1 protein-coding gene is annotated in these 423 nt (G+C 68.6%); it reads left to right on the plus strand.

The features are described from left to right. Positions 1-241: 241 nt before the first annotated feature. Positions 242-423 (plus strand): hypothetical protein (locus AC1DOP_RS27325; RefSeq protein ID WP_477254429.1); only part of this gene is annotated, 182 nt, incomplete at its 3' end.

The following is a 423-nucleotide window of genomic DNA, read 5'->3' on the forward strand; positions in this document are numbered from 1 at the left end:
ATCCCGCGCAGCGCGCCCGAAGCCGTGGCCCTGGTCGCGCTGCTGGACGAAGCGGCCTCGGAAGGCGGTCGCGGGATCACCCGGGCCTTCGTCGCCCAGGTGCTGGCGTTCGGCGAGGACGACGGCTTCGAGGACTGAACGAGACTGGGCGAAAGCCCGGCTTTTCTTGAACAAATCCCTGTTTGTCTTGCGGCTGTCATCGGGCTCGTCCACCATGCCGGGCATTGCCCTGGAGTAGACGATGACAGACGCCGCCGCCCTCGCGCCCGCCCCTCACAAGGTGGAGACCGCGCCCGAGGATCGCGCGCGCCTGACCCTGGACGAGGACCTGCTGGCCTCGCCGGAGCGGTTCTTCAATCGCGAACTGTCGTGGCTGGCCTTCAATCAGCGCGTCCTGGACGAGAGCGCCAACCCGCGCCACCC

The sequence above is a fragment of the Massilia sp. 01N410 genome (genome assembly GCF_056399665.1).